25 protein-coding genes are annotated in these 26,713 nt (G+C 71.5%); 14 read left to right on the top strand and 11 right to left on the bottom strand.

All coding sequences use genetic code 11. The features are described 5' to 3' along the window. The first annotated feature begins 49 nt into the window (after positions 1-49). The 4 genes from L3Q65_RS14805 to L3Q65_RS14790 all read left to right on the top strand — a co-directional run bounded on the left by L3Q65_RS14805 (position 50) and on the right by L3Q65_RS14790 (position 5,570). Positions 50-1,000, top strand: coding sequence for a zinc-binding dehydrogenase (locus L3Q65_RS14805; RefSeq protein ID WP_237600002.1), 951 nt, complete (start codon positions 50-52; stop codon positions 998-1,000). A 186-nt stretch (positions 1,001-1,186) separates the two neighbouring features. Continuing rightward, positions 1,187-2,116 carry a sensor histidine kinase gene (locus tag L3Q65_RS14800; protein WP_237600001.1) on the top strand — a complete coding sequence of 310 codons (930 nt, stop codon included), beginning with the start codon at positions 1,187-1,189 and terminating at the stop codon, positions 2,114-2,116. A 70-nt stretch (positions 2,117-2,186) separates the two neighbouring features. Then, positions 2,187-3,158: an L-threonylcarbamoyladenylate synthase gene (locus L3Q65_RS14795; protein WP_182889087.1), complete on the top strand. Its 972-nt coding sequence runs from the start codon at positions 2,187-2,189 to the stop codon at positions 3,156-3,158. 276 nt (positions 3,159-3,434) lie between these two features. Continuing rightward, the gene (locus L3Q65_RS14790; RefSeq protein WP_304504561.1) at positions 3,435-5,570 is read left to right on the top strand and encodes an ANTAR domain-containing protein; all 2,136 of its coding nucleotides are present in this window, start codon (positions 3,435-3,437) and stop codon (positions 5,568-5,570) included. A gap of 9 nt (positions 5,571-5,579) precedes the next feature. On the opposite strand, the gene L3Q65_RS14785 is transcribed toward L3Q65_RS14790, so the two are convergent. From L3Q65_RS14785 to L3Q65_RS14765, 5 genes are all read right to left on the bottom strand, one after another. Continuing rightward, on the bottom strand, positions 5,580-5,942 hold the full coding sequence (locus L3Q65_RS14785) for an STAS domain-containing protein (RefSeq protein ID WP_237600000.1): 363 nt from the start codon (positions 5,940-5,942) through the stop codon (positions 5,580-5,582). Continuing rightward, positions 5,939-7,015: a B12-binding domain-containing protein gene (locus L3Q65_RS14780; protein WP_182889089.1), complete on the bottom strand. Its 1,077-nt coding sequence runs from the start codon at positions 7,013-7,015 to the stop codon at positions 5,939-5,941. Before L3Q65_RS14780 ends, L3Q65_RS14785 begins: the two co-directional genes overlap by 4 nt. Further along, positions 7,012-8,571 (bottom strand): GAF domain-containing SpoIIE family protein phosphatase, encoded by a 1,560-nt coding sequence (locus tag L3Q65_RS14775; RefSeq protein ID WP_237599999.1) that lies wholly within the window; start codon positions 8,569-8,571, stop codon positions 7,012-7,014. Before L3Q65_RS14775 ends, L3Q65_RS14780 begins: the two co-directional genes overlap by 4 nt. A 327-nt stretch (positions 8,572-8,898) precedes the next feature. Next, the gene (locus tag L3Q65_RS14770; protein WP_237599998.1) at positions 8,899-9,720 is read right to left on the bottom strand and encodes a GAF and ANTAR domain-containing protein; all 822 of its coding nucleotides are present in this window, start codon (positions 9,718-9,720) and stop codon (positions 8,899-8,901) included. A gap of 170 nt (positions 9,721-9,890) precedes the next feature. Next, entirely contained in the window at positions 9,891-10,067 is a 177-nt protein-coding gene (locus tag L3Q65_RS14765; RefSeq protein ID WP_237599997.1) for a CsbD family protein, read from the bottom strand. Positions 10,068-10,392: 325 nt separating this feature from the next. On the opposite strand from L3Q65_RS14765, the gene L3Q65_RS14760 reads away from it, so the two are divergent. The 6 genes from L3Q65_RS14760 (at position 10,393) to L3Q65_RS14735 (ending at position 15,047) form a co-directional block, all read left to right on the top strand. Then, the gene (locus L3Q65_RS14760; RefSeq protein WP_237599996.1) at positions 10,393-10,845 is read left to right on the top strand and encodes an ATP-binding protein; all 453 of its coding nucleotides are present in this window, start codon (positions 10,393-10,395) and stop codon (positions 10,843-10,845) included. A 229-nt stretch (positions 10,846-11,074) separates the two neighbouring features. After that, complete coding sequence (locus L3Q65_RS14755; RefSeq protein ID WP_237599995.1) at positions 11,075-12,295, top strand: cytochrome P450; 1,221 nt, start codon at positions 11,075-11,077, stop codon at positions 12,293-12,295. A 5-nt stretch (positions 12,296-12,300) separates the two neighbouring features. Further along, positions 12,301-12,981: a TetR/AcrR family transcriptional regulator gene (locus L3Q65_RS14750; protein WP_237599994.1), complete on the top strand. Its 681-nt coding sequence runs from the start codon at positions 12,301-12,303 to the stop codon at positions 12,979-12,981. After that, positions 12,978-13,178 carry a ferredoxin gene (locus L3Q65_RS14745; RefSeq protein ID WP_182889094.1) on the top strand — a complete coding sequence of 67 codons (201 nt, stop codon included), beginning with the start codon at positions 12,978-12,980 and terminating at the stop codon, positions 13,176-13,178. Before L3Q65_RS14750 ends, L3Q65_RS14745 begins: the two co-directional genes overlap by 4 nt. 226 nt (positions 13,179-13,404) lie before the next feature. Then, on the top strand, positions 13,405-14,712 hold the full coding sequence (locus tag L3Q65_RS14740; protein WP_237599993.1) for an ammonium transporter: 1,308 nt from the start codon (positions 13,405-13,407) through the stop codon (positions 14,710-14,712). Next, positions 14,709-15,047, top strand: a complete 339-nt coding sequence (locus L3Q65_RS14735) for a P-II family nitrogen regulator (RefSeq protein ID WP_182889096.1) — start codon at positions 14,709-14,711, stop codon at positions 15,045-15,047. The genes L3Q65_RS14740 and L3Q65_RS14735 overlap by 4 nt, the downstream gene beginning before the upstream one ends. Positions 15,048-15,167: 120 nt before the next feature. Here the strand turns inward: L3Q65_RS14735 and L3Q65_RS14730 are convergent, their stop codons facing one another. Next, positions 15,168-15,815 carry a TetR/AcrR family transcriptional regulator gene (locus L3Q65_RS14730; protein WP_220506583.1) on the bottom strand — a complete coding sequence of 216 codons (648 nt, stop codon included), beginning with the start codon at positions 15,813-15,815 and terminating at the stop codon, positions 15,168-15,170. A 180-nt stretch (positions 15,816-15,995) separates the two neighbouring features. Between L3Q65_RS14730 and L3Q65_RS14725 the strand changes: the two genes are divergently transcribed. Further along, positions 15,996-16,958, top strand: coding sequence for an SDR family oxidoreductase (locus L3Q65_RS14725; RefSeq protein WP_237599992.1), 963 nt, complete (start codon positions 15,996-15,998; stop codon positions 16,956-16,958). Positions 16,959-17,006: 48 nt separating this feature from the next. Here L3Q65_RS14725 and L3Q65_RS14720 read toward each other — a convergent pair whose 3' ends face one another. From L3Q65_RS14720 to L3Q65_RS14705, 4 genes are read right to left on the bottom strand one after another with little or no spacing between them, the layout of a single operon-like run. Continuing rightward, complete coding sequence (locus tag L3Q65_RS14720) at positions 17,007-18,458, bottom strand: glycoside hydrolase family 3 protein (protein ID WP_237599991.1); 1,452 nt, start codon at positions 18,456-18,458, stop codon at positions 17,007-17,009. Further along, positions 18,455-19,285, bottom strand: coding sequence for a carbohydrate ABC transporter permease (locus tag L3Q65_RS14715; RefSeq protein ID WP_182889100.1), 831 nt, complete (start codon positions 19,283-19,285; stop codon positions 18,455-18,457). Before L3Q65_RS14715 ends, L3Q65_RS14720 begins: the two co-directional genes overlap by 4 nt. After that, on the bottom strand, positions 19,282-20,268 hold the full coding sequence (locus tag L3Q65_RS14710; protein WP_182889101.1) for a carbohydrate ABC transporter permease: 987 nt from the start codon (positions 20,266-20,268) through the stop codon (positions 19,282-19,284). The genes L3Q65_RS14715 and L3Q65_RS14710 overlap by 4 nt, the downstream gene beginning before the upstream one ends. Beyond that, a complete protein-coding gene (locus L3Q65_RS14705; RefSeq protein ID WP_182889102.1) occupies positions 20,265-21,557 on the bottom strand; it encodes a sugar ABC transporter substrate-binding protein in 1,293 nt (430 codons plus the stop codon). The genes L3Q65_RS14710 and L3Q65_RS14705 overlap by 4 nt, the downstream gene beginning before the upstream one ends. A 652-nt stretch (positions 21,558-22,209) precedes the next feature. Here L3Q65_RS14705 and L3Q65_RS47600 point away from each other — a divergent pair. The 3 genes from L3Q65_RS47600 to L3Q65_RS14690 are packed head-to-tail and all read left to right on the top strand — an operon-like array spanning position 22,210 to position 24,430. After that, on the top strand, positions 22,210-23,502 hold the full coding sequence (locus L3Q65_RS47600) for a GH25 family lysozyme (protein ID WP_370648186.1): 1,293 nt from the start codon (positions 22,210-22,212) through the stop codon (positions 23,500-23,502). A 59-nt stretch (positions 23,503-23,561) separates the two neighbouring features. Continuing rightward, positions 23,562-23,927: a YrdB family protein gene (locus tag L3Q65_RS14695; RefSeq protein WP_182889104.1), complete on the top strand. Its 366-nt coding sequence runs from the start codon at positions 23,562-23,564 to the stop codon at positions 23,925-23,927. Between the two features lie 53 nt (positions 23,928-23,980). Next, positions 23,981-24,430, top strand: coding sequence for a hypothetical protein (locus L3Q65_RS14690; protein ID WP_237599990.1), 450 nt, complete (start codon positions 23,981-23,983; stop codon positions 24,428-24,430). Positions 24,431-24,434: 4 nt separating this feature from the next. Here L3Q65_RS14690 and L3Q65_RS14685 read toward each other — a convergent pair whose 3' ends face one another. Next, complete coding sequence (locus tag L3Q65_RS14685) at positions 24,435-26,642, bottom strand: serine/threonine-protein kinase (RefSeq protein ID WP_237599989.1); 2,208 nt, start codon at positions 26,640-26,642, stop codon at positions 24,435-24,437. Positions 26,643-26,713: the final 71 nt, after the last annotated feature.

The following is a 26,713-nucleotide window of genomic DNA, read 5'->3' as shown; positions in this document are numbered from 1 at the left end:
CCGCCCGGGGACGACGTTTCGCCGCGCCGGCGCCGGGTATCAGGGCGGAATGTCTGTGCAAGCTGTGGTGATGGCGGAGTTCGGCGGCCCGGACGTCCTGACGCTGCGCGAGGTCGAGCGTCCCGAGCCGGGACCGGGCGAGATCCTGGTCCGGGTGTTCGCGTCGGGGACGAACCCGGTCGAAGCGAAGATCCGGCAGGGGGTCGCGATCCCGGATCTGGAACTGCCCGCGGTGCTGGGCGGCGACGTCTCGGGCGTCGTGGCGGCAGCCGGCCCCGGTGTGACTGACTTCGCCGAGGGCGACGAGGTGTTCTACACCCCGGAGCTGACGTCGCGTTTGGGCAGCTATACCGAGCTGAACGTCGTGTCGGCGGCCATCGCGGCGCTCAAACCCCGCGGGCTCAGCCACGTCGAGGCGGCGGCGATCCCGCTCGCAGGCGGGACGGCCTGGGAGGCGATCGTCCGCCGGTTGGCGGTCCGGCCGGGGGAGACGGTGCTGGTGCACGCCGGTGCGGGCGGGGTCGGCTCGTTCGCCGTGCAGTTCGCGATCGCCGCCGGCGCCCGGGTGCTGGCCACGGCGGGTCCGGACAACCAGGACCTGCTGCGTGACCTCGGCGCCGTCCCGATCGACTACCACGAGACCGATCCGGTCGAGGCGGCGTTCGAGCACACCGGCGGCAAGGGCGCTGACGCGGTGCTCGACCTCGTCGGCGGGGAAAACGTCGCGAAGAGCTCGGATGCGACCCGGGCGTTCGGCCGGATCGCGACGGTGCTTCCGCCTGACGGCGAACTGCGCTCCCTGTACCAGCGGAATCAGCAGCTGCACGGGATCATGCTCACCCGGGAGCGCCGCCGGCTGGAGGAGCTGACGCCGGTTTTCGAACGAGGCCAGGCCCGTCCCGTCGTGGACCAGGTCCTGCCGCTCGGCCAGGTGCGCGAGGCCCACGAACGGCTCGATTCCGGACACGGGCGAGGAAAGACAGTGCTCGACCTCGCCTGAGCGGCGAAGGAAGTCCGGGCAGGCTGGCGGGCCCGCCGCACCGTGCGGTCCGGTCGGGCGTGCGGAACTGTCCGACGGCTGAGTTAGCCTTGACCGGACAGGGGAACCGAGCTGTCCGGCGGACGGCAGAGGCGAGGTAGTGATCGTGGTGCCCGCGGAGAGGTCGTTGTTTCCTGCGGGGTGTCTGTGAGGTACGCAAATCAGGCGTTCCTGCATCCGGCGCTGTTCTACCGAGGCGCCGACGAGTTCACGGCCGGTGTCGTCTCGTTCGTCCGGGACGGGCTGGCTACGGGCGAGCCGGTCGCGGTCGCCGCGCCGCCGGAGCACGTGAGCCTGGTGCGCGCCGAGCTGGGCGCGGACGCGGACCGGGTGCTGCTGGTCGACATGACCGAGGCGGGCCGCAATCCGGGCCGGATCATCCCGGGCGTGCTGCGCGCGTTCGCCGACGGGCATCCGGACCAGCACGTGCGGATCGTCGGGGAGCCGGTCTGGGCGGGCCGGTCGCCCGCGGAGTACCCGGCGTGCGCGCAGCACGAGGCGTTGATCAACCTGGCGTTCGAGGGCCGCTGGGCCACCATTCTGTGCCCCTACGACGCCGAAGCGCTGGGCGCGACCGAGCTGGCCGACGCGCTCCGGACGCATCCCTGGCTGATCGACGGCGCGGGCGAGTGGCGCTCGAGCGGCGACTACGCGCCCGACGCGGTGGTCGCCGACTACAACCGCGAGCTGCCGCCGCCGCCCGGCGCCCGGTCCTTCGTCGTCGCCGAACCCGACCTCGTCGGCCTCCGCGTGGTCACCGCCGAGACAGCGCGGCGGCACGGCCTCGCCGAGGACCGGGTCGAGGACGCGGTGATGGCGGTGTCGGAGCTGGCGGTCAACAGCGTCGAGCACGGCAGCGGATCCGCGGTGGTGCGGCTGGGTTTCGCCGACGGCGAGCTGGTCTGCCAGGTCCGGGACGAGGGATGGCTGGCGGATCCGATGGCCGGGCGCGTCCCGGCTTCCCCGGACCAGGTCCGCGGCCGGGGACTGCTGCTGGTGAACCACCTCGCGGATCTGGTGCGGATGCATTCGGACCCGGCCGGGTCGACGGTGGAGGCCCGGTTCGCCGCCGGGTGAAGCCGCCGCGCACGCGCGGCTTAGGCTGACGGGCGAGGAAAAGCTATCCGTCTGGCAGGAGAGTGCGAGCGTGACCGCGGCAGCTGGCGACATCGAGAAGGCGGCCGGGGTGCTGCGCGCCGGGGGCTTGGTGGCCTTCCCGACCGAGACGGTCTACGGCCTCGGCGCCGACGCCTCGGATCCGGCCGCGGTTTCCCGCATCTATCAGGCGAAGGGCCGTCCGTCCACGCATCCGCTGATCGTGCACCTCGCCGGCGCCGAGCACTTGGACGGCTGGGTCGAGAAGCTGCCCGGGCCCGCGCGGCTGCTGGCCCAGCACTTCTGGCCGGGTCCGCTCACCTTGGTGCTGCGGCGCGGCCCCCGGGTGTCGTCGGCGACGACCGGCGGCCTGGAGACGGTGGGGGTGCGCGTCCCGGACCATCCGGTGGCGCTGGCGCTGCTGTCGGCGTTCGGCGGCGGCGCGGCGGCCCCGTCGGCCAACCGGTTCGGCTCGGTCAGCCCGACCACCGCCGGCCACGTCCGCGCGGAGCTGGGCGATGCCGTCGATTTCGTGCTGGACGGCGGCCCCTGCCAGGTCGGGGTCGAGTCCACCATCGTCGACGCCACCAGCGACACCCTCAGCGTGCTGCGGCCCGGCGGCGTGCCCCGGGAAGACCTGGAGGCCGTGCTCGGGAGTTCCCTCGAGGTGCCGTCGGTGAGCCCGATCCGGGTTCCCGGCCAGCATCCGTCGCATTACGCGCCGCGGGCCCGGGTCGTTCTCGTCGAGCCAGGCCGGGTGGCCGCCGAAGCGGAACGTGCGCGAAAGCTCGGGCACCAGGTGGGCGTCTTCCTGCCGCCTTCCTTGGACGGCGCAGTGCCCGAGGCGCGGGCTGTGGTGGCGGTTCCGGCTTCGCCGGCCGAGTACGCGCGCGGTCTTTACGGCTTTCTGCGCGAGCTGGACCGGGCGGGGTGCGACTTGATCGTCGCGTCGCTTCCGGAGGAGAAGGGGCTGGGTCTCGCGATCGCGAACCGGCTTCGCCGCGCCGCCGGGCCGCGCGGCTGACCGGGCCGGTGCGGCGGTAGTCCACAGTAGACAGTTCGGCGGGGAACTCCCGCGTTCGGGTTCCGGCGTGCCCCGCTCCGGCGGAAGATCGTGCCGGGTAGGCTTTTTCCTCGGTGCGTTAAGCAGGCAGCGTCCACAATCCCCTGGCTGAGGCGCGCCCTGCGCCCGGTCCGGCCCGCTCCTAGGAGTGCGTGTGGCGACCGCCGAGTGCCGAGCATCCCGTCCAGCGCGCAGACGCGCAGCCGAGTCCGGACCGGGCGTGGTCGTGCGGCTGCCGTGACGGACCTGAAGATCACCCCTCGGCAGCTCGGGGATGCCGTGGTGCTGACCTTGCCGGACCGGCTCGCGACGACTCACTCGGCCGAAATCGTGGCGGCCCTGCACGCAGCGGGCCGCGCTGTCCCGCCGGGCACGCGCGTAGTGGTCGACCTCCGGGGCGTCGAGCCGCTGACCGAGCTGCTGGCCCGGGCGCTGGTCTCGTTCGCCCGCGAGCGCGACTGCGTGCTGGTGGCGGCATCGGACCAGGGCACGGCGGAGGTGCTGGACAGCGCCGATCCGGGCGCGGCCGTCCGGCGGGCCGCGTCGCCGGCGGAGGCGCTGGCCGAAGCTGTCCGGCAGCCGTTCGCGGCGGGCGGCGCGGTGCGGTCGCTCGCCTTCGACAGCGACGATCTCAGCCGCACCGAAGCGTTCTTGAGCAGCGCGTACGCGCCGATGCGGATCGGCAGCGACACCGGCCGCGCGGGCACGCACATCAGCAGGCACGCGGTCGACGGGCTGAGCGCCGACCAGCTCGACCTGTCCTTCGAGATGAGCTACGCCGTCGAACCGCTGGGCACGATCTGCCTGTGCGACGTCGAATCGGGCACGATCGAGGACCATCGCGTGGACGGCTGGCCGGAAGCGGAGACGTTCGGCCCCGGGGATCTGGTGTCGTTCTCGCCGCCGGACCGGTCCTACACCGGGCGGGTCGCGCGCGCCAAGTACAGCATCACCATGTTCGACCCGGCCCTGTTGAGCCAGGCGGCGGGCGTCGACAGTCCGGTACGGCTGCTCGGCCACCGGCCGGTCGACGCCGGCGCCGCCCAGCACCTGCGGTCCGCCGTGGCGCATCTGCGCGACGACGTCCTCGGCGTGCCCGGCGTCGGGGAGAATCCGCTGGCCGTGGCGACGGTCGCGCGCTACCTCGCCGTGGCCGTGCTGAACGCGTTCCCGCACACGGCGTCCGCCGAGCATCCCGGAGACGGCCTCGACGCGCATTCGCAGACCCTTCGCCGCGCGATCTCCTTCATCGAAGCGAATCTCCACCGGCCCATCGACATCGCGGAGATCGCCGCGGCGGCTCGGGTCTCCGCCCGCGCCGTGCAGCTGGCCTTCCGCCGGCACCTCGGCACGACCCCGATGGCCTACCTGCGGCGGGCACGGCTCGACCGCGCTCGCGCGGAACTGCGTGCCGCGGTGCCGGAGCAGGACACCGTCGCGCGGATCGCCGCCCGATGGGGCTACGCGCCCAGTGTGTTCGCCGCCCACTACCGGGCCGCGTACGGCGAGTCGCCGTCGTCGACGCTGCACGGGGACAAAGCCGAGCAAGTTCGTTTCCCTGGCAGCCGTAGCTTCGTTCGGACGGCGATCGCGCTGAAAAGCGAACCCGGTGCGGCCGAACGGAACCTGGTGACCGGCGAACCGGACCGAGCGAAGCCGGACGCCGCGAGCAGGTTCGAGTCGCTGAGCAAGATGCTGCTGTCCGCGAACTCAGCCGCGGACGTGTTGCGAGAGGTCGTGGAAGCGACCGCGGCGGCAGTCGCCGGAGCGGACTGGGTCAGCGTCACCGTGCTGGGCTCCGACGGCCGGTTTTCCACCGCCGCCCGGACCGGGAAGACCGCCGCCGAGCTGGACCGGATCCAGTACCGCGACCGAGAAGGCCCGTGCGTGGAGGCGGCCCGTGCGCACAGCCCGAGCTACGTCGCGAGCGCGGATCTAGCGGCCGAGACCCGATGGCCCCGGTTCGCCGCCGCGGCGCGCGCACTCGGCTGCCGCGCCGCGTTTTCCACCGCACTCCCGGCCGCTCCTGGCCTCGACCGGGCGGCGGGCTCGCTGACCGTCTACTCCCGCCGCCCGGACAGCCTGGCCGAGACCGACCGCCGCATCGCCCTGCTGCTGGCGACGCACGCGTCGCTGGCGCTGGCGAACACCCACCTGCGAAAGAGCGCCGAACTGCGCCGCGCGGAGTTCCGGCGAGCCGTCGACACCCGCGACGTCATCGGGCAGGCCAAGGGCATCCTGATGAACCGGGAGGGCCTCACCGCCGATGAAGCGTTCGACCTGCTGCGGCGGACCTCCCAGGACCTGAACGTGAAGCTGGTCGAGGTGGCGCGCACTCTGACCGGCCGGCACGGGGAGCTGGAGCGGGAGTGACCGCAGCGGTCAGGAATCTTGGCGCCGGTGCGTGGTTTCGGCGGTCGGCGCGGTGAAGTGGTCGAGGAGGTTGGTGCGGCGGAGCAGCCGGTCGAGTTCGGCGGACCGGTTGTCCAGGTACAGCGAGGCACCGGCTGAGCGGACGAGCCTGCTGACCATCAGCAGGCCGGCCAGCCCGGAGGAATCGCAGAAGGCCAGTTCGCCGCAGTCGAGGCGCACGCTGCGGCACTCCGGATGCGCCGCCAGCATCTCCCGGGCGGTCCGGACGAGCAGGTGCTGACTGTCGTAATCGAGTTCGCCGCGCACAGTCAGCCGAACTGTCCGAGGACGCGGCGTGGTCCACGTGCAGGCGAGCGGGCTCGGCGGCGTCATGGGCGGCCTCCGGCTCGCGCGCGGGCGAGGGTGGCGCGGGCGCGGGGGAAGTCCCGCAGCTCGTCGCCGAGCAGGTCGAGGGCGGGCGTGAGGTACCCGGCCGGGACCCCGCGTGCGGCGAGGATGTCCGCGGTCCAGCGGAGAAAACCCGTGAACAGCTCGGGATCGTCGACGTAGACGGAGGTTTTGAGGTAGTCGACGATGCTCGCGAGGTCCTCGACCGTGTGCTGCAACTGGAGTTCGGTGTACCGGTCCAAGGCGGGAATCCGCTCCCGCAGTCCGGCGAACACGGCTTTCACCAGCTGCGCCGACGTCCGCGAGATCATCGTGTATTCCTGGTCGAGCAAGTGCGGCAGATCGTCAACGGCCTGGTGGGCGCTGCGGGGCGGGCCCGGCGGACTCCCGGCGAGCAGGTCGGCTGCGGCGCGGGCGTCGGGGGCCCAGGCGTCGGCGCCGAACAGCCGGGCGTAGCGGCCGTCGGTCCCGAACGCCGCCCCGCCCGCGATGACCGGGACTCCGGCCGCTTGGCACGCGGTGATCGTGGCGTGCGCCGCGGGCAGCCGCGTCGGGATCGAACTGGACAGCGCGACAGCGTCCGGGCCGGTGCGGTGCAGGTCCGCGATCAGGTGCGACGCCGGCACCTGCGCTCCGAGGTAGTCGACGCGGAATCCGCGCGAGCGCAGCACTTCGGCGAGCAGCCGGGCGGGCAGCGCGTGCCATTCCCCGTCCACGCAGGCGACGGTCACCCGGGCGAGCGGCGGATTCGGCGCCGGGCCGGCGGCGCGGCTCACGGCGGCGACCACGCGGTCGTTGATCGCGGTGACCGAGTGTTCCTGGGTGACGGTCAGGCGGTTGGCCGCCCATTCCTCGCCGACTTTCCGTTGTACCGCGCCGATGACGTCGAGGAGTACGGTTTCCGCGGTCATTCCGGACCGCAGGGCGCGCAATGCGATTTCGCCTGCCGTGTCCTCGTCGCCGTCGACCGCGGCGTCCCAGAGCCGGGCGGCGACGTGCTCGACCGACGCGGGCTGGCCGTCGAGAACGGCTCCGCGGGGTTTGTCCGGGGTGTTCATGCGGCGGTGTACCTCCCGCGGCCCGAACCGCCGACCGCGGACAGCCGCTGGCCGCGCGGCGCGGTGACCGCGACGAGAGCCATGTCGTCGTGGCTGCGTTCGCGCGCCCATTCGGCCGCGAGCATGTGGACGTGTTCGACGATCGCCTCGGCGGGCATGCCCGCGCACCGGGTCAACGCCTCGTGCAGGCGGTCCTCGCCGAACATCTCGCTGCCCAGCGGACCGCCGCGCGCTTCGGTGATGCCGTCGGTGTAGAGCAGGCACGTCTCGCCGGGCGCCAGCGTGACTTCGACCGTCGTCGTGGCGATCTCGGGCAGGACCCCGACGACGGTGCCGATCGTCTCGACGACCTCGACCTCTCCGTTGGCCCGGACGATCAGCGGCGGCAGATGACCCGCGCACGTCAGCCGCATCCGGAGGCCCGAGTCGAGCCGCGAGACGGATGCGAGCGCGAGGGTGACGAAGCGGGTGTGGTGCGAACTGAGCAGCGCGTCGTTGAGCATGCTCAGCACGCGATGGTGGTCCGAGGCGAGCGGCAGCAGGGCGTGCAGCGTGTTGCGGACCTTGCCGGTGAGCACCGCGGCTTCGATGCCCTTGCCGCACACGTCGCCCAGCACGACCAGCGATTCCTGGCTGTCGTCGGCCGCGGGGTAGACGTCGTAGAAATCGCCGCCCACGCGTTCCGAGTCGAGCGCGGCGCGGTACCGCCCGGCGAACTCGGCGCCGGCCACCTCGCGCACCGCGGGCGGAAGCAGTTCGCGCATCAGCGTTTCGGTCATCGACGACTGCTGGGCGAACATCCGCGCGGCGGACATCGCCACCCCGGAGCGGGCCGCGAACAACCGGGCGAAGATCTCCTCGTCCTCGCTGAACGCCGCGCGTTCGGCTTTCCGCAGGAGAACCAGCGCGCCCGCGGGCACGCCGTGCCCGGGCAGCGGCGTCACCACGATCGAGCCCACGTCGCCGAATCCCGCCGGGATCAGCCACTCCGGCGCGGACGCGGGGTCGATCCACCGCGACGGGACCGGCGGAAACCCTTGGAGCGCCTCGGCGAGCCCGGGCACCTCGGAGAGATCGGCCGCCAGTTCGACTTCTTCCGGCTCGCGGTCCCGTACGCACAGCATCGCCGGCACGCGGTGGCGCCCGGCGGGAGTGATCAGGAGCGCGGCGTCGGCGAGGTGCTGCACCGCCAGCTTCCCGGCGACCTGCATGCACCGTTGCAGGTTCAGGGATCCCAGCAACGCCGTCGAAGCCTCGGCGAGGAACTGCGCCCGCCGCCGTTCGGTGCGCAAAGCCGTTTCGGCGAGGCGCGCGTCAGTGTTTTCCGTCAGCCACCACGTGGTCGTTCCGTCGTCGTGCGCAACCGGGTGCACCTCGTAACCGCGCTCCCAGGGTTCGCCTGCGCCGCGGACGCCCTCGAGGACGCCGTCGTGCACGCCGACCGGCCAGCCGGGCATCGCCTCAGCGAGCACCACACCGGCCGTAATGCCCGGAAGCAACCGCTCCGCCGCGGCATTGAGCGCGACAAGGGTGCCATCGGCATCCGTGACCAGCACCGGACATGGTGCTGTACTCCAGCGCGAATCGGTGTCCGCCCGCTTCAGATCCACCACACTCAGGACACGCGGAGCGGTCCTTCACCTCGTTCTCGCCTCGGGGACGGTCGTCGACTGCTCCCAGTGTCCCTTGCCGTCCCAAGGGCCACGACCCGCGGCGGATACCCGCTCGCGGTCTTCTTCAACCCTCTTCCGGGCGGTTCCGCCGGCCGCGGGTCTTGACCGGCGGAACCTCGGTCCCGGTCTCCTGCGCGCCGGAGGCCGACCCTGGTCTCGGGCTACCCGCTCGCCGGGAATTCACGCCTTCCGCGGGCAATCCGACGGGAGTCAGAGGTCGAGTTCGCGGTGCCGTTCGGTCACGGTGTGCGCGAGTTCGACCAGCTTGACGTTGAGATCCTGGGACGTGCGGCGCAGGATGTCGAACGCTTCGTCGGCGGAGATCCCGCGGCGGTTCATCAGGATGCCTTTGGCCTGGCCGATGAGGTCGCGGCTGTCCACGGCGCGCTTGAGGTGGACTTCCTTGAGGGCGGCCGCGGTGTGCGCGGCGGAACCGGAGAGGGCGAGCGAGGCGTGGGAGGCCAGGACGAGCGCGCTGTCGACGGCGTCGCCGTCGAAGGCCCCGGCCTCGTGGCTGTAGAGGTTGATCGCGCCGGGCGGCAGATCGGACTTGGCGTCCGGCAGCAGCGTCGTGGCCAGCAGCGAGCCGAACCCGAGCCGTCCGGCGCGCGCGCCGAATTCGGGGAAGCCGTCGGACTCCGGAAGATTGTTGGCCAGCGCGTACCCGGGCCGCTCGCGCCGGGCGGCTTCCAGGCACGGCCCTTCGCCGACCTGGTACTGGATCCGGTCCAGTTCCTCGGCGGCCTCGTGCGTGCGGACCGGGGTGTGGAACCCGCCGTCGGCCGAGCGCAGGGTGATGCTGGCGAGATCGGCTTGCGGCACGATCCGCAGCGCGGCGGACACCACGCGCTCCATCGCTTCGTGCAGGGAGTCCGCGTCGAGCAGGAGAACCGCGAGCGTGCCGAACTGCCGGGCGAGCGGCCCTTCGAGAGCCACGCCGCTGCGGGCCCAGCCGTCCGCGGCCGGTTCCGCGCAGAACGCGATCCGGTCGGCTTCCCAGCCGTCGTCAACGCGGATGTCGGCGTCGGTCACTTCGGGCCCCTCTTTCCCTGCCCGGCCACCCGGCAGCACCGCAGAATCCTACCCGTCCGGGGAAAGCGGCCTGCGGGCTCGCCCGTGTCCCGCGCATTTCGGACCGCGAAGAGAGAGCCCCGTCACGCTTCGGCGGCCGGAACCGCGGTTCCGGCCGCCGAAAGCGCGCGTCAATTCTTCACGTTCTTGACGGCGTCCTTGACCTTTTCTCCCGCCTGCTTGAGAGCGCCCTTCGCCTGCTCTGCTTTGCCTTCGGCCTGCCACTGTTCGTTCCCGGTGGCGCTGCCGAGCGCTTCTTTCGCCTTGCCCTTGATTTCCTCGGCCTTGTTTCCGGCGGTGTCGCTCATGTCGATGACCTCGTCTCGTCTCAGCGAATGTTTCCGAACGCGGTCATGATCGGGAAAACAGTTCCGTCCGGCTCCGCGAAACAGTTCGCGGAGACGAATCCGGGGACCGCGAGCAGCGGATACCCGTGCGGGGCACAGGTCAAACCCGGCCCCGGAAACCCCGGCCTGCGGCCGGGAATCCCTTGCGGCGGCGGCTTTCCTCTCATTTCCGGAGTTTCCGTTTCGCCTTCTCTGCCCGCTGGGTACGCAGAGGGCGACGGGGAATAGCCGAGAGCGAGAATGCTCTGGGAGCGGGCGTGCAGCGGGCCCGGGAGGGAGGCCGAGCGTGAGTGTGGACGAGTTCCAGCGGAGTCGTCTGCCTGCCGGAGCGAAGCCGGTGCGGCAGGCGGGCGCTCGGCTGCGCATGGCGCTGGAAGAGGACTTCACGACATTGCGCCGGGTCCGGGGCCGGGCGGTGGCCTTCGTGCGGCGCCATCGCCCGCACACGGGCGCGGACGCGGTCGCCGATCTGCGTCTCGTGCTGGACGAGATGGTGTGCAACGCCATGCGGCACGCTCGCCCGCCCAGCGAACTGACCTTGTCGCTGCGGGGCGACCGGATCCTGATCGAGGTGTCCGACTCGCTTCCGGACCTCGCCCGTTCCCGGGGAGGGTACGCGGGAGGGGGGCGGGGCTTGGTTCTGATCGACGCGATCGCCGAGCGCTGGGGCCAGTCGCCCCGGCCGGGCGGGAAGACCGTCTGGGCCGAACTGGCCCTTCACGCCGGGCAAGCCGGTTGAGCCGACGCCTGCCGCGGTGCCGGGGGAATCGAGGGCGCTGACCGGCGATGCGGGTGCCCGCGCCGCCGGCGGGCCGGTGCGGCGGCGCGTGCCTGGTCGAGCGGAACGACCTAGTGGGTCCTGCTTGTTCCGGGGTCGCGGTGCACCTTCAAGTTAAGTCAGCTGATTGACTTAGTCGGCGGCTTCGGCCATGCTCGGGGCGGTTGCCGGTCCGAGCAGGAGGTCGTGAATGCGCCAGAGCGACGCGGAGCAGGTGCCGCGGTTTCCCTTCGAGGCGCCGGGGGCGCTGGAGCCGCCGGCGGAGTGGGCGAAGCTGCGGGAGGGCTGTCCGGTCGCGAAGGTGCGGCTGGCCAGTGGGGACGAGGCGGCGCTGATCACTCGTTATGCGGATGTGAAGAGCGTGTTGTCGGATCGGCGGTTCACGCGTCCGACTCCGGCGGACGACGCGGCGCGGGTCGCCGATACCGAGAGCGGCGGCGTGTTCAACAGCGAGATGGCGACGGTGATGCCGCAGCACGGCGCGGCGCATCTGAACTGGCGGCGGATGGTCGGGAAGTGGTTCACCGCGAAGCGGATGAACGCGCTGCGGCCGGGGATCGCGGCGATGGCGGAGCAGTTGATCGGGGAGATGGTCGCGAAGGGCGGGCCGGCGGATCTGAAGGCGGGGCTGGCGTTTCCGCTGCCGGTGTGGGTCATCTGCGACATGCTCGGCGTCCCGGACTCCGATCGCGACCGGTTCGCGCACTGGTCCGACGTGATGCTCAGCATGACTCGCTACACGCAGGAAGAATTCGACGCCGCGCAAGCCGAGTTCGGCGAGTACATGGGTGCGCATATCGCGGCGAAGCGCGCGGAGCCGGGCGAGGATCTGCTGAGCGCGCTGATCGCCGACACCGACGCCGAGGGCGAGCGCTGGTCGGATGCGTTGCTGACCGCGACCGGGATCGGGTTGCTGATCGCGGGGCACGAGACGACGGCGAACATGATCGCGAAGATGGTCGCGATGCTGCTGGCCGACCGCACGCGCTGGGAGCAGCTGGTCGCGGATCCGTCGCTGGTGCGCACGGCGGTGGAGGAGGCGTTGCGCTGGGACGCCAATGCGGGCGTGGGCATGTTGCGTTATCTCACCGAGGATTTCGAGGTCGCCGGGACGGTACTGCCGAGCGGCACCACGGCGATGTGCAGCATGGCCGCGGCCAACCGCGACGAGACCGCGTTCGAGGCCGCCGCCGAGATGGACCTGCACCGCAGCCCGAACCCGCATCTGGCGTTCGGTGCCGGTGCGCACGCCTGTCTGGGCCAGCCGTTGGCCCGCACCGAACTGCAAGTGGCGCTGGAGGTGCTGCTGCGGATGCTGCCCTCGCTGGAACTCGCGGTCCCGGCGGAGGAATTGCGCAGGATCGAGGGGCTGGCCGTGGGCGGGCTGCGGGAACTGCCCGTGCGATGGTGAGTTTCATGAACGAAGCCGTCGACAAGCCGTTGCGGGCGGAGCGAGCGCACGCGACCCGGGAGCTGATCCTGACTGCCGCGGAGCGGCTTTTCGCCGAGCACGGGATTCTCGCGGTGTCCAACCGGCAGGTCAGCGAGGCTGCGGGGCAGGGCAACAACACCGCCGTCGGCTACCACTTCGGGACGAAGGCCGATCTGGTGCGGGCGATCGCGCGCAAGCACTCCGCCGCGGTCGAGGAGTTGCGGCAGCGGAGGCTGGCCGAGATCGGCGAGAGCGCGGAGTTGCGGGACTGGCTCGACTGCCTGGTGCGCCCGCTCGCCGAGCACCTGGCCGCGCTCGGCAGCCCGACCTGGTATGCCCGCTTCACCGAACAGGCGATGGCGGATCCGACGTTGCGGCCGATCGTGGTCGAGGAGTCGCTGTCGTCGCCGTCGCTGGCGCGGATCGTCGACGGCCTGCAGCAGCGGCTGCCCGACCTTCCGGCCGAAGCGGCCGCCGAACGCAGCGACATGACCCGCACCCTGCTTGTCCACCTCACCGCCGAACGCGAACGCGCGCTCGCCGAGAACACTTCCACCCCGCGGCCCGGCTGGAACGAAGCCGCCACCGGCCTGATCGACGCCTTGATCGGGCTGTGGCAGGCGCCGGTCACCGCGTCGCCGAACGAAAGGAAGAACCGCCGATGAAGGTCGCCGTGGACGAGGAACGGTGCTGCGGCGCGGGCACCTGCGTGCTGCTCGCGCCGGAGGTGTTCGACCAGCGCGAGGACGACGGCATCGTGCTCCTGCTCGACGAACACCCCGGCGAGGAACTGCACGCGACCGTCCGCGAAGCCGCCACCGTCTGCCCCGGAGCCGCGATCTCGGTGACCGAGAACGGGTGAATTGCCCGGCGTGCCGGGAGCGGCCGCGCCGGGCGCGCGCGGGCGGATGTCCACAATGGACGCGAGTTGAGGTCGGCGGGGCCGATTGCCCGGCTTGCCGTGCGATTCGGCCGGTTGGCCCGTTTCGCCGGACTGGGAGCGACTGGCGGAAGCACGACGGAAACATCCCGGTAACACCGCCCGGTTAGCTTCACCGTCCGGGCGACGAAACGAGGTGAGTCCGCGGGTGGTGGACACCGGAAGCACGGCGTGGCTGCTGGGCAGTGCGGCGCTGGTGATGCTGATGACGCCGGGGCTCGCGCTGTTCTACGGCGGGATGGTGCGCGCCCGGAGCGTGCTGAACGTGATGGCGATGACGTTCGTCTGCCTCGCGACGGTCGGCCTCGTCTGGGTGGCCTACGGGTACTCGCTCGCGTTCGGCTCCGACTGGTTCGGCGGGCTGCTCGGCACCTTGCGGCTGGCGGGGCTGCGCGGGGTCGCCGAACAGGCGGTCGGCCCGGCGGGCAACCAGGTGCCGCTGTTCGCGTTCGTCGCCTTCCAGATGATGTTCGCGATCATCACGGTGGCGCTGCTGGCGGGCGCGATCGCCGAACGGGCCAGGTTCTGGACCTGGACGGTGTTCTCCGTCGTGTGGGTCACCGTGGTCTACCTGCCGGTGGCGCACTGGGTCTTCGCCCCCGACGGGTGGATCGCCGCGCGGCTGCACGTGCTCGACTTCGCGGGCGGCACCGTCGTCGAGGTGAATTCCGGGGCGGCCGCGCTGGCGCTGGCGATCGTGCTCGGGCGCAGGCACGGCTGGCCGAAACAGGCCGTCCGGCCGCACAACCTGCCGTTCGTGATGTTCGGGGCCGGGCTGCTGTGGTTCGGCTGGTTCGGGTTCAACGCCGGGTCCGCGCTGGCCGCGAAGAACCTGGCGGCCACGTCGTTCCTCAACACCGCGGTCGCGGGGGCGGCCGCGGTGCTGGGCTGGCTGCTCGTCGAGCAGGTCCGCGACGGGAAGCCGACCACCCTCGGCGCCGCCTCCGGCGCGGTCGCCGGGCTGGTGGGAATCACCCCGGGCTGCGCGTACGTCGAACCGATCGGTGCGATCGCGATCGGAGCCGTGGCCGGCGTGGTGTGTTCGTTCGCGGTGGGGCTGAAGTACCGGTTCGGGTTCGACGACTCGCTCGACGTGGTCGCGGTGCACGGGCTCGGCGGGTTCGTGGGGACGCTGCTGATCGGCTTGTTCGCGACGGTGAGCGTGGATCCGCAAGGCGTGAACGGCCTGTTCTACGGCGGCGGGTTCGGCCAGCTGTGGCGCCAGTCCGCCGGAACCCTGGCGGTACTAGGGTATTCGCTGGCGATGACCTTCCTGATCGGCTGGGTCATGCACAAGTTCATGGGATTCCGGATCGACCGCGAGGCCGAGATCGACGGTGTCGACGAGGCCGAGCACGCCGAAGGCGCGTACGAGCTGGCAGTCCAGTCCGGCCGCCGGGGGAGCGCGCCCTTCGCGCCGGGATCGCACCGGCCGGCGCGCGAGGAGAACCGATGAAGCTGCTGACCGCCGTGGTCAAACCGTTCGTGCTGGACGACGTCCGGCTCGCGCTGCAGGAGCTCGGCGTCGCCGGGATGACGGTGACCGAGGTCCGCGGATACGGCAGGCAGAAGGGCCACACCGAGATCTACCGGGGCGCGGAGTACGAGGTCGATTTCCTCACGAAGTACCGGCTGGAGATCCTGCTCGACGACGACCAGGCCGACGCCGCGGTCCAAGCGGTGCGGGACGCCGCGCACACCGGCAAGATCGGCGACGGCAAGATCTGGGTCACGCCGGTGGAGACCGTCGTCCGCGTCCGCACCGGAGAACGCGGCCGCGACGCGTTGTAGGGCCGGTTTCCCCGCTGCGGGATTGAGGTCCGATGCCGCGAACTCAAGGCGGCGGGCCAGCCCGTGGCGCAGAGCGTGGTCGTCGGCGAGTGCGGCGGCTGATCGGGCATTCCGCGGGAATCAGGCTGGAGGAGCGGCCGGGTCCGCGCGTGCCGGACGGGGTTCGGCGTCCCCGGGTTCCGGGCCGAGCAGCCCGTCGGCGATCAAGCGGGCTAGCTGGCGTGCGGTGCGTTCCTGGGATTCCCGGGTGACCGGCGCGGGGCGGCCGAGGCGGTGGGCCAGGGGCAGTTGCACGAGGGCGGCGACCGGGCTGAGGACAGTGAAGAAGAGGACGTCCAGCGGCACCGCGGGGAGGCGGCCGGCGGCGGTGAGCCGTTCGACGGCGGGGACCAGCGGGCCGAGCGTCGGCTCCACATAGTTCCGGTAGAGGTAGTCCAGGCGTTCGGACTCCTGCCCGAATTCGTCGGCCAGCAGCCTGCCGAGCAGCGGTGCTTCCACGGCGGCCTGGTAGAGGTGCGCGATCATCGCGCGGACGCGCCGGGCGTCGTCCAGATCCGCGTCGAGCAGCGCGCGGCGGTCCCGCTGGTCGCCGGCCAGCAGCGCGTCCACGACCGCCCGCCAGAAGCTGGCTTTCGACCCGTAACGGTCGTTGATGAAGTTGTGGCTCACCCCGAGGCGTCTCGTGAGTTCTCGCGCCGTGGTCCGCTCGTAGCCGAGTTCGGCGAAGGTTTCCATGCCTCGCCGGAGGATCTCGGCCTCGTCCGGCACCGGGCGAGCTCCCGCGGCGGGACGGCCTGGCCCGCGCGCTGTCCCGGGTGTCGGTTTCCCTGCCGCCATGGCGTTCATTCTCCTCGCCGCCGCGGTTGCCCGGCGCCCGGCTTGACAGCGAGCGGAACAGGCTTAATCTGACAAGTGTCAGATTAAGCGTTGCCCGCGGAGGGAAGAACGATGGCGCAGCCGGCCCCGGACATCGAGGTCCCCGCACTGGCGGGCAAGCTCGCCGTCGTCACCGGCGCGAGCGACGGCGTCGGCCTCGGCCTGGCGACCCGGCTCGCGGCAGCGGGCGCGGAGGTCGTCCTGCCGGTCCGCAACCCGCGCAAGGGCGAGGCCGCGCTCGCGAAGATCCGCGGCGGGCATCCCGGGGCCGAGGTCTCCCTGCGCGAACTGGACCTGTCCTCGCTCGCGTCCGTCGCCGAACTGGCGGACCGGCTCGCCGAGGAGGGCAGGCCGATCCACCTGCTGGTGAACAACGCCGGGGTGATGACGCCGCCGGCGCGTCAGTCCACCAAGGACGGTTTCGAGCTGCAGTTCGGCACCAACCACCTCGGGCATTTCGCCCTTACGGCCCGGCTTTTCCCGCTGCTGCGCGCCGGCAAGGCCCGGGTGACCTCGCAGATCAGCATCGATGCCGACCGGCACGCGATCAACTGGGCCGACCTCCAGTGGGAACGGAAGTACACCGGCAACCAGGCCTACAGCCAGTCGAAGATCGCGGTCGGCCTGTTCGGCCTCGAACTCGAGCGGCGCAGCCGGGCGGGCGGCTGGGGCGTCACGAGCAATCTTTCCCATCCCGGGGTGGCGGCGACGAATCTTCTCGCCGCGCGCCCGGAGGTCGGCCGGGGCCGGGCTACGGTGAAGGCGCGGCTCATCCGCGCGCTCTCCGCGCGCGGCATTCTGTTCGGGACGGCGGAAACCGCGTTGCTGCCCGCGCTTTGGGCCGCGACGTCTCCCGAGGCCGGAGGCGGTCGTCTTTACGGACCCGGCGGCCTCGGCCACCTGTCCGGGCCGCCGTCCGAGCAGAAACCGTACGCCCGCCTGCGCGACGTCGACGACGCTCGCCGGATCTGGGAAATCTCCGAAGAACTGGCCAGCGTGCGCTTTCCGGCGGTGCAGACCCGCGCGTCGGCGTGAGCCCCGAGGGAGGCCTGGCGTCCCCCGGGGCCCACCGCGCAGCCGGCGTCAGGAACGAGCCAGGTACTCCGCCGCGGCCCGCAGGCTCACGTACGAGCCGCTGAACGTGTCGATCCGCGGCGCGGCGCCGGCTTCCGGTCCGGGCACTCCGGTCTCGACCCGGATGTAGTCCACAGTGGACAGACCGGCCAGGAACTCCCGCACCGCCGGATGCCGGTGCGCTTCCCGGGTCGCCACCACGACGCTCTCCACCGACGCGGCCTCGGCCAAAACCGTCGAGACGTCATCAGGGGACACCGAGAGCGTCCGGGTGCCCGGAACCAGCTCCGCCAGATGCGCGCCCAGACCCCAAGGCATCGGCCCGGCGGCGATGCCCGGTTCGGTCTGCACGTCCACCACGAGCGACGGGCCCGTCAACCGCGGCGTGCCGGTGATCCGCAAGGCGGCCCGCGCGGCGGACAGGCCGAGCGAGCAGTCCACCGGCCGCACCGTCGCCGGAGCGGGGGAGGCGCCCAGCGAAGCGGTCCGGGCCGCGGCATCGGCCAGCCGCTCCAAGGAAAGCCGTCCCTCGGTCACCGCCCCGACGATCGCCTCGGCGGTCCGGTCCAGCGTCTCCGCGTCGAACGCGGCCCCGCCGAGGCACAGCGCGTCCGCACCGCCCAGGAGGGCGCGGACCGAGGCTTCGCCGATCCCGTCGTGCCGTCCGTACGCCCCGGAAATGGCGCCCATCTCCAACGCGTCGGTGATGACCGCGCCGGTGAACCCCAGTTCGCCGCGCAGCACGTCGACGAGCGCGGTCCGGTTGAACGTCGCCGGTTCCTCGCCCCATTCCCGCACGACGAGGTGCCCGGACATGACCGTCCGGACGCCCGCTTCGATCGCCGCGGCGAACGGGACGAGCTCCACCTCCCGAAGCTCCGCGGCGGTCCGCGGCAGCACCGGCAGCGAGAGGTGCGAATCCTCGGTCGCCGCACCGTGGCCGGGGAAGTGCTTCGCACAAGCGGCGACGCCGTACTTCTGCATGCCGGTCACGAACGCCGCCACGTGCGGCGAGGCCGCCGCCGGATCCGAGCCGAACGCCCGCACGCCGATGCCCGGATCCTCCGCCGCGAGCGTGAGATCCGCGCACGGCGCGAGGTTGACCGTGACCCCGCACGCCGCCAGCCGCTCGCCGAGAGCGGCCGCGACGGACGCGGTCAGCTCCGGATCCCCGGCCGCGCCCAGCGCGAGCGGGCCGGGCACGAACGAACCCTTGCCGACGTCGAGGCGGGTGACGTCGCCGCCCTCCTCGTCGATCCCGACGACCACGCCGTCCCGCTCGGACCGCAGCGCCGAGGTGAGCGCGGCGACCTGTTCGTCGTCGACCACGTTGCGGCCGAACAGGATCACGCCGCCGAGCCCCTCGGCGAGGCGGCGGCGCACCCAGTCCGGCGCGGTGGTTCCGGCGAACCCGGGCAGCAGAACGGCTTCGGCCAGTTCGCGGGGGTCAGCCACCGTCATCCCTTCACCGCGCCCGCGGTCATGCCGGACACGAGTTTCCGTTGCACGATCAGGAAGAAGATCACCGCGGGGATCGCGTAGATCACCGAAGCGGCCATGACACCGCCCCAGTCGATCGAGAACGCCGTCTTGAACGACGACAGCCACACCGGCAGCGTCTGCTTCGACTGGTCCCGCATGAACACCAGAGCGAACAGGAACTCGTTCCACGCGGTGATGAAGCTGAACACCGACGTGGTCACCAGGCCCGGCCCGAGCAGCGGCAGGGTGACCCGGCGGAACGCGCCGACCCGGCTGCACCCGTCGATCATCGCCGCCTCTTCGAGGTCGTACGGGATGCCGTTGACGAACCCGTAGAGCATCCACACGGTGAACGGCAGCGACGTCGCGAAGTACACCAGCAGCAGCGACGGCAGCGTGTTCAGCAGCCCGATGTCCCGCATCAGCAGGTACATCGGGATGAACAGCGCCGACAGCGGGGCCAGCTGCGCCACCAGGATCAGCAGCAGGAACCCCTTGCGGCCGCGGAAGCGGAAGCGTGCGAGCGGGATCGCCGCGAGCACGCCCACCACGAGCGCGGCCAGCACCGCGCCGAGCGTCACGATCAGGCTGTTGGTCAGGTACGTGACGAACCCGGGCTTGGTCAGCGCCGACGCGAAGTTCGACAGCGTCGCCGAGGTCGGGATCAGGTCGTACTTCGGCGACAGCACGTCGCCCGGCGTCTTCAGCGACGTGGTGAACATCCAGTACGTCGGGAAGAGGAACAGCAGCGCCACGAGAACGCCGGCGACCGACACCAGCACCCGGGCGGGCAGGGACTTCCTCATGCGATCTCCCCGTCCTTGGTCCGGACCAGCAGCTGCACGTACCGGCCGGTGACCAGCAGGAGCAGCACCAGCATGATGGTGGCGATGGCCGCGGCGGAGCCGAAGTGGCTGCCCGCGATGCCCTTGAGGTACTGCAGGATCGCCAGCGTCGTGCTCGCCCCGTCCGGGCCGCCCTGGCGGATGGCCCACACCTGGGCGAACATGTTGAAGTCCCACAGCATCGACAGGAACGTCACCATCGTCAGGATCGGCCGGATCGCGGGCCAGCTGACCGCGCGGAACGTCTGCCACGGCCCGGCCCCGTCGATGCCCGCCGCCTCGTACTGCTCGCGCGGCACGCCGATGAGGCCCGCGTAGAGCGTGAACGCGACGAACGGCACGGCCTGCCACAGCACCAGCAGCCCGATCACGACGAGGGTGCTCGTGCCGGTGGAGAACCACGAGTACCCGATGAACGAATGGAAGCCCAGCCGGTCCAGCGTCTTGTTGAGGATGCCGTACTGCTGGTCGAAGATCCACTGGAACACCGTGGTGGTGGCGATGACCGGCACCGCCCACGCCAGTACCAGGGAAACCTGCACGAAGATCCGCAGCACCGGGTGGAGGTGGCGCATCAGCACCGCGATCAGCAGCGCCACGAGCAGGGTCCCGGCGACGAGCGCGCCGGTGAAGAGGATCGTGCGGATCGCGACTGCCCAGAACTCGGGGTCGGACAGCACGTCGGCGTAGTTCTTGAAGCCGATCCACACCATCTTGCCGGTCACCAGCTCGCGCAGGTCGAGCTGGCGGAGGCTGATGCCGAGCATCTGGACGGTGGGCCAGCCGAGCAGCACCAGCACGGCGGCGAGCGCGGGGAGGATCAGCAGGTACGGCATGAGCCGTTCGCTGAACCAGCCGCTTCCTCGTTTCCGTGCCGCCCCGACGTGCGCCGATGCCGGCGGGGTCGCCCCCGCCGGCATCGGCTTGTCCTTCGTCGCGGTCATCCGCCGATGATCTTGTCGAGGGCTGTGTTCGCGTCGGCCGCGGCCTGGTCCAGGGGCTTCTTCCCGGTCAGGTAGGCGGTCAGCATGTCCTTCAGCGGGTTCTGGCCGGATTCGACCTCGCCCCACTTCGGGCTGGCCGGCATCGCGTGGCCGTTCTTCGACGCCTTCGCCATCACCGAGCCCAGCGGGTCCTTGTCGAGCGCGCTGAGGTCGGTGGAGGTGCCCGGCACGTAGCCGCCCGCGGCGAGCTGCGTCATGTACTTGGTGCTGGTGAGCAGCTTCAGGTAGTCCTTGGCGAGGTCCTGGTGCTTGCTGTTGAGCGGGACGACCAGGTTCGAGCCGCCGAGGAACACCGGGGCGGTCTGCCCGGCGGTCTTCGACGGGATCGGGAACGCGCCGGTCTTGGCGGTGATGCCCGGGTCGGTCTTGGCGGCGGTCGCCACCTCGTTCGGGGTGCCGATGAACATGGCGACCTTGCCCGCGGCGTAGATGCCCGCCTGCTGCGGCGTGGCCTCGTCGTTGTCCTTGGGCGCGGTGGTGCCGGAGGCGTCCACGAGCTTCTTGTAGAACTCGAGGCCCGCCTTGGCTTCCGGCGTGTTGAGCGACGACTTGAAGGACTTGCCCTCGGCCTTGGCGATGTCGCCGCCGTTGTCCCAGATGAACGACGACAGCGCGTACCAGTTCTGGCCCGGCATGTAGAGCGGCTGGAACTGCGGGTCGCTGCCGAACTTCGTCTTCAGCTTCGCGATGTCCGCGAGCCATTCGTCGTTGGAGGCAGGCGGCTGGGTGATGCCGGCCTGCTCGAACATGTCCTTGCGGTACATGACGACGCGGTTGGCGGCGTAGAACGGCACGCCGACGGTTTTGCCGTCGTACTGGCCGGACGCCTTGAGCCCGGCGAGCCACTGCCCGCCGTTGAGGTTGTTGACGTCGCCGGAGAGGTCGGCCAGCACGCCCTGCGCGGCGAACGCGGGCGTCTGGGTGTTGCCGACCTCGATGACGTCCGGCGGGGTGTCGCTCGCCAGCGCGGTGGTCAGCTTCTGCTGGATGCCGTTCCACTGCTGGATCTGGTAGTCGACCTTGACGCCGGGGTGGGCGGCCTCGAATTCCTTGTTCAGGGCGGCGGTCAGGCTGTCCGGCGCCGAGCCGGTCATGAGCCAGACCGTCAGCTTGCCGTCCTGCGCGCCCCCAGCGCTCGAGGCGTTCTCACTCCCGCCTGAGCCGGCGCAGCCGGCCGTGGCGAGCGTGATGGCGGCGGCTCCCGCCGCCAGCTTGAGCCAGCGCTTCACGTGTCTCGTCCTTTCGGTGCCCGGTCGTCGGCGACCGGGGCTGAATGACAAATGGTGTAGACCAATGTCCAGCAGGGTGGTCCGGACCACAGCCGGTGTCAAGCCGGTTGCCAAGATGTTGCGAAGACGTCTGCCTGGTTGACGCTGCGTGTCCGGGCCATTACCGGCGCTTAAGCGAAAAGTGCTGGTAGAAGGTGGTTTCCGCAGTGCGGGCAAGGGTTTCCGGCGCGGGGGAGTTGTTCGTGAACGGCTCGCCGGGCCGGGCGTGTCGCGTGCCGCGGGCGTGTCCCGGAACAGTTCCGGGCGCACGACCTTCGGCCCTTGCGCGCGGACGGGACTTCGGCTCCGGGACAACCGCTGTCCGGTCCGGACGGTGCTCCCGGCGTGCGTGATCACCCGCTGCGATGGGTGGCGGTCCTGCCGCCCGCGGTGACCCGGGGTGGGTGAGTTTCATTCCGGCGCGGACGGTGCGTACCGCCGGTGACCTCGGAAAACCTCTTGTGTACCACGCGTCACATCACTCCCAGTGGTTTACAGGCGTCCCGCGTGTCACACACACTGGGGCTCGCCCAGGTGATCCGGTGCCGCTCTTGGGGAAGAGAGGCGGACGGCCGGAGCGCTCCCAGGGCGGGAAAAGAAGAGGGAGTAGAGGATGACGGGCTCCGGGCGGATAGCGGCTCGGGCGGGTGCGGTCGTCGCGGCGGCAGCGGTGGCTGCCGCCGGTGCGCTGGGGCTGCTGCACGCGCCCCAGGCGGCGGCAGCGCCTGCCGAGGTGCCGGGCATGGACGTGTCCGGGCACCAGGGCAATGTGGACTGGAAGGCGGCCTGGAACGCCGGCGCGCGTTTCGCGTACGTCAAGGCGACCGAGGGCACCGGGTATCGCAACCCGTACTTCGCGCAGCAGTACAACGGCTCTTACGACGTCGGGATGATCCGCGGCGCGTACCACTTCGCGCGGCCGGACGTGTCCGACGGCGCGACGCAGGCGGACTACTTCGTCGCGCACGGCGGCGGCTGGTCCGCGGACGGCCGCACGATGCCGCCGATGCTCGACATCGAATACAACCCGTACGGCTCGACCTGCTTCGGCCTTTCGCAGTCGGCGATGGTGTCGTGGGTGAAGTCGTTCTCCGAACGGCTGCACGCGAAGACGTCGCGCTGGCCGATGCTCTACACCACGACCGACTGGTGGAAGACCTGCACCGGGAACTCGGCGGCGTTCGGCGACACGCATCCGCTGTTCATCGCCCGCTACGCGCAGAGCGCCGGACCGCTGCCCTCGGGCTGGCGCTACTACACGATCTGGCAGTACTCCGACTCCGGCAACAAGCCCGGCGACCAGGACTCGTTCAACGGCTCGATGGCACAGCTGGTCAAGCTGGCCGGCGGCGAAGCCCCGAAGAGCGAGGCGCCGGCCCCGCCGAAGCCGACCACCTCGACGAAACCGCCGACGTCGGCCAAGCCGACCACGAGCGCGCCGCCGACCTCCTCGGCGACCAAGACGCCGACCAGTTCGGCCACCGCGTCGCCTTCGCCGAGCACCACGACGAAGACGAGCCCGACGACGTCGGGCAGCCCGACGTCCTCGGCGACGAAACCGCCCGCGTCCACCTCGTCGACGGCGGCGAAGAAGGACATCAGCGGTCTCGTCTGGGCGGGCGGCAAGCAGGCGAACCCGCCGGGGTCGCTGTCGGACGCCAAGCACGCCGACTCGCTCACCGCCCGCGTCCACGAGGTCGCGAAGGTGACGCCGAAGGCTTCGGCCCCGCAGCAGGCCACGACCAGCCAGCCGGCGCAGACCTCCGCGCCGGAAGCCGGCCAGCCCAAGCAGCAGGCACTGGCGAAGACCGGCGTGAGCACGCCCCGGCTCGCCGTGTTCGGTGCGGCGCTGCTGGTGTTCGGGGCGATCCTGATGACGCTGTCCCGAATGGTCGCCCGGCGCTGATTCCGGCCGGGTCCGCGACTGCGCGCACGGAGCGCGGGCCCGGCCGTTAGGCTTCCGGCGTGACCACCACTCGACCCGAATTGCGCGGTTTCCCCGGCGCGGTGCTCGTCATCCGCTTCCTGACCGAACTGGCGCTGCTCGCCGGTCTCGCGGTCGCCGGGGCGCGGCTCGGCGGGAACGTGTTCCTCGACATCCTGTCCGCGGTGCTGTGGCCCGCGCTGGCAGGAGCGATCTGGTGGCTCGTGATCGCGCCGAAGGCCAAGCGGCGCAGTCCGGAGCCGACCCGGTTCTTCCTGGAAGCCGGGCTGTTCGCGGTGGCCGCGCTCGGGTTGATCGCGTCCGGCCTGCTGGTCGCGGGGATCGTGCTCGGCGTCGCCGGGATCGCGGTCGCGGTGGCCGTGCGGGTGTGGGCGAAGGACGGCTGAGCGGATTTCCCGAGCTGGGACCGGTCCCGGCTGTCGCTCAGTACGGTGCGCGCATGGAATTTCGCACTGCCGCCCGGACGGCGTTCGCGCCGGTCGCGCTGCTCGCTGTACTGTCCGCGTGCTCGGGCAGTCCCGCCCCGGCTCCCGCGCCGAACCCGGCGCCGTCGTCCTCCGCCGCGCCGGCCAAGGAACAGGTGCCTGATCGGCAGCCGCACACGCTCGTGCTGAACGCGACCGGTTCCGGCTCCCTGAAACAGGTCACCTACACCTTGGACGGCGCCACCAAGGAAACCGGGCAGGTCAAGATGCCGTGGCGCCAGTCGCTCACCGTGCCCGCGGACGGGAAACCGCACCAGTGGACGCTGGAGATCACCTATTCCGGCGCGAGCGGCCAGGTGGAGATGTATTCCGTCGTGGACGGCAAGGAATCCGCGCACACCGCGAGCGGCGGGCGCGGCAACGTCACCGGGTCGGCCTCGATCGGCGGTTCCGTCGCGGGCTGAGCGCTCAGGACGGGCCGGAGTCGTGGTTCCACCAGTCGACCATCGCGAACGGGGAGGCGCCGCGGTGCGCGACCGCGAGGATCCCCGACTGGTCGTCCGTCCACTTGAGATAGCGCTCGCCGCTGGGCTCGAGGGTCGCGCAGGCGAGCCGCCCGGTGCGGCCGCCGCGCGAGTAGGGGCGGTCGGCGGCGAAATCGGGCGGCTGGTCGGTGCACGCCTTTTCGGTGGTCTGCGTGCTGTTGAAGACCTGGTTCATCGTGGCGGTGTCGGGCAGCTGGTAGTAGACGGCCAGTCCGGCGCCGCTCGTCTGTCCGCACGCGACAGCGGCATCGGCCTGCACCGCGCCGAGGTCTTGCCAGCGCTGGTCCGCGGACGGGCGCACGCAGTTGATCCGCGAAGCGGGCGGGATCCGTTGCAGCAGCTTGTTTTCCGCTGGGGTCGGAAACGCGGGGGAGGCCTCGCGGTTGACCTGCGCGACGATCCGGCTGAGCGGCGCGAGGTGCCATTCGGTCCACCAGTTTCCGACGAACACGGGACCGGGGCCGGTGACGTGGCCGACGACGTGGAAGGAATCGAGGCTCCAGTCGATCGCGACGGTGCCTTCCTTGCCGGGACGGCAGAGCACCTGCCCGAGGTCGACGCTCAGCCAGTCGAACCGGGTGGTGCCCGGCGACGCGCCCGGGCAAGGTGTCCCGCTCGGCGCCTTCGCGGCGGTGACGAGACCGTCGAAGCTGGTGCGCAGGGTCTGGGTGTCGGCGAAACGGTAGTAGGACACGTCGCGCGCGCCGGTGCCGCGTGGTGTGCAGGTGATTCCGGCGATGGCGCCGGGGTAGTCGCCGAGATCGGCCGGCGTCGCGCGGCGGCACTTGTTTCCGGCGGCGATCTCGGCGAGGCCTTTCTCGTCCGGGGTGGGGAACGCGGGCGCTCCGGTCCAGCTGACCCACGCGGCGCGCAAAGCCGCGTCGTCGCTCGCCGGTGCGGTGGCGGTGGTGACGGAGCGGGCGGCGTCGTCCGTCCAGACCACAATGGACCGTCCGGTGCCGACACCGCAGAACACCCGGCCCAGAGCGGGACCGGTCGCCGGGTAACGGTGTTCGGCCCACGAGGCGACGGCGCAGTCTCCTCGCTCGGTTGATGCGCCGAGACGCGGCAAGGCGGAGTAGGCGTCGGCCGCTTGCTTCGGGTCGGCGTACAGCGCGGTCGTCGCGGCGCGACCGGACGGGTCGTGACAGGTGACGGTCGCGGTCGCGCCGCGGACTGGCGTGTCCGCGGTCGCGCAGTCGGCCCGCAAGGCGGCGGGTATCCGGGCGAGAGTGGCGTCGTCGACGCCGGACAGGCGTCCGGTGGTCAGCGAGGCGACGAGCAGCCCGGCGGCCGCGACCGCCGGGACTCCCGCGCGCAGCGTCCGCCGGCGCCGGGTGTTCCGGCGCTGGGCGGCGATCAGCTCCTCGATCAGCGCGGTGCAGGTCGGATGCCGGGCTTCCGGATCCGTGCTGAGCGACCGGCGGAGCGCCCGGACGCCGGGGTGGCCGGGTTCGGCGTGGTGGCCCGGGGGAGCACCGGCCAGGCATTCGCAGAGCACGCAGGCGAGCGAATACACATCGGCCGCGGATCCGGCCGGTTTGCCCTGGCGCTGCTCCGGCGCGGCGTAGCCGACCGTGCCGAGGAACGCCCCGGTCGCGGTGAGCTGCGTGAGGTCGAGCCGGCGGGCGATGCCGAAGTCGCACAGGTACGCCCGGCCGTCGGCGTCGAGCAGGATGTTGCCGGGTTTGACGTCCCGGTGCACGAGCCGCCGTTCGTGCGCCGCGTCGAGGGCGGCGGCGATCTCGCGTCCGATCCCGACAGTCTCCTTGAACGACAGCGGACCCCGCTCGGCCAGCAGCCGCGCGAGGTTCGTGCCCCGCACGTACTCCATCGCGAGGTAGCCGAGGCAGCCGTCTTCGGTGAACCCGGCGTCCCGCACCGGGACGACGTTCGGATGCCCGAGCTCGCGCGCGATCCGGGTTTCGCGCTCGAACCGGGTGCGGAACCCGGGCACCGCCATGAACTCCGGGCCGACGACCTTGAGCGCGACTGCGCGCCCGTCCGCCGTGTCGACCGCCTCGAAGACCTCGCTCATCCTGGTGCGCGCGAGCTGGCGGACGAGCCGGTACCGGGGCAGCCTGCCGGTGATGTCCGGCCGGTCGAGCGTCGGTGCTTCGGTCTCGTCCACGCGTCCCTCCCCAGGCGGTGCCGGAAAGCCTACCGAGAGCGGCGGAGGGTCCTGCTTGCGCGCGCCGCGCC

It is taken from the genome of Amycolatopsis sp. FU40 (assembly GCF_021903635.1).
GTDB classification, from domain to species: Bacteria; Actinomycetota; Actinomycetes; order Mycobacteriales; family Pseudonocardiaceae; genus Amycolatopsis; species Amycolatopsis dendrobii.
Note: the sequence above shows the minus strand (reverse complement) of the source record. Positions and strands in the feature narration are given on the sequence as shown.